This is a genomic window from Sphingomonas sp. LC-1, assembly GCF_025371035.1.
Taxonomy (GTDB): Bacteria; Pseudomonadota; Alphaproteobacteria; order Sphingomonadales; family Sphingomonadaceae; genus Sphingomonas; species Sphingomonas sanguinis_E.
On the sequence record NZ_JANZXB010000045.1, the window covers coordinates 1 to 1714 of the forward strand.

General features: G+C 61.1%; 1 pseudogene. It reads right to left on the reverse strand.

The window, feature by feature from the left end:
- Positions 1–1606 precede the first annotated feature (1606 nt).
- Positions 1607–1714, reverse strand: a pseudogene (locus NZL82_RS19755) (IS5/IS1182 family transposase); the annotation flags it as partial.

Sequence of the window (1714 nt, forward strand, 5' to 3'; positions counted from 1 at the left end):
GTGGTAACTCCACCTTACCGATGAGCCCGGTGGCCACCGAGATCGAATTCGCATGGGTGGGGCATGCCCCACCCATGCGATCGCCTCAATCTACACCGGAAATTACACCACGAGCGCGGACGCTAACCCATCGAGACCGCCGGCCTTCAATTCGGGGCCCTGAAAATAGGCAGAAATCAATTCGTCGGCACGATCGCGTGCGGACGGGCAGGGGCTGCCCGTTGCCTTCAGCGGGCTCACGCCTCTTCGAACCGCTGTTCGAGTGCGGCCTTGGCCTCGAGGAAGAGCATCGTGGCCTCGCTGCCATTCTTGGTGCCCAGCGATACCTTCCACAACGCCCTGTCGTCGAATGCAGGGCGAGCTTCTCGGGGATTTGTCGGCGCAGATAATAAACGCCGGTCGAAGGATGCTTCCAGGGTGTTGCCATGAGGGCCATAAAATGCTCGCTGTACGAGCGAGCGGCAACAAATGGCTTAATTGCGCAATTCTGCGCTCTTGAGCGCAGATGGTGACCCCTACGGGAGAAATCACCATGGCATCGGAAGCGAGAAAATTTAGATGCTTAGATCGTGTGCCCCCAAGGCCTTTATACCAGTGGGCTCGACCGATCCTTATACCTGCTCACCGTCCGCACCCCGACCTTGCCGGGGTATCTTTCGTCATAGGCCTTCGTCACCTGTCAGTCATTCAGTATTGCGGATTATCACCAGCGACCTAGAAATTTCGGGGTTTTGTGGTGAAAAGCGGAATGGCGGCTTTCGGCGCTCAGATGACATAAGCCGACGTTTGTTCACCTTCATGCCGACGGCAGCTATGCGCCCCGTAAGCCGCCATTGGGGTGCGCTACAGATAATCCCGAAAGCTGCCGCAGATTAGACCTTCGAGGCCGCCACCACGGTAGATGCGATCATTGCGATCGAGTCGGTCGTCACGTCGCGGAATCCAGCCGTATAGCTGGAGATCGACGTCCTACGTGTCGGTCCCCACAAAGCCTGGCGATCTCGACCTCATCGGCGTGGGTGCACACGCTTCGCTCCTCGTTTCGGTGCTCAGCGCAGGGCGGCAGAACCCCTACGGGCATCCACCGCGCGAGGTTGGCAAAAGGCTGCTACCCTTCGCCCGCTCGGTGCCGGCCCAAGCGTCGGGGACTGGCGCGCGGGCGAGGCACCCAGTCCGCGTTACGTCGTGCGCGACGAGTCCGCGATAAAGAAGGCGGTCTACGCCACGGCCTCAAGCAGGACCATTGTCGTGAAGACGTCGGGGGCGGGGTTCTCCGCGACGTTCGGCAACTAGGATCCGCTCGTTCCTCATGCTAAGGATCGGCCTGCACCTCGGCGTCAGGCAGAAGAACCTCCAGAGCGCTGGTGCGATCTCCACGACGAGAGTGACATCTCACATGTCGACGCACTGTTCGAGGCGGGCGCCGTAGCGCCGCTCGTGAGGGCGGATGCCGGTGTCGGTTTCGAGCCGACAGCCTTTAGCCAGCTGTTGGAATTCATCGCTCACGGATCCGGACGCAGTGCTCTTCGCGGTCGGCGGGCGGTCGGGCCGTCGCCAAACGGATGCCGCGACCGGCGGCTAGGACACTAGGGTCAGGACTCGTTGATCACAGCCAGAAGATGACGGTGGCAGCGAGGGTGATGGCGGAAAAGAAGGCGGTAGGGCAGCGATCGTATCGGGTTGCGACGCGGCGCCAGTCCTTGAGGCGACCGAA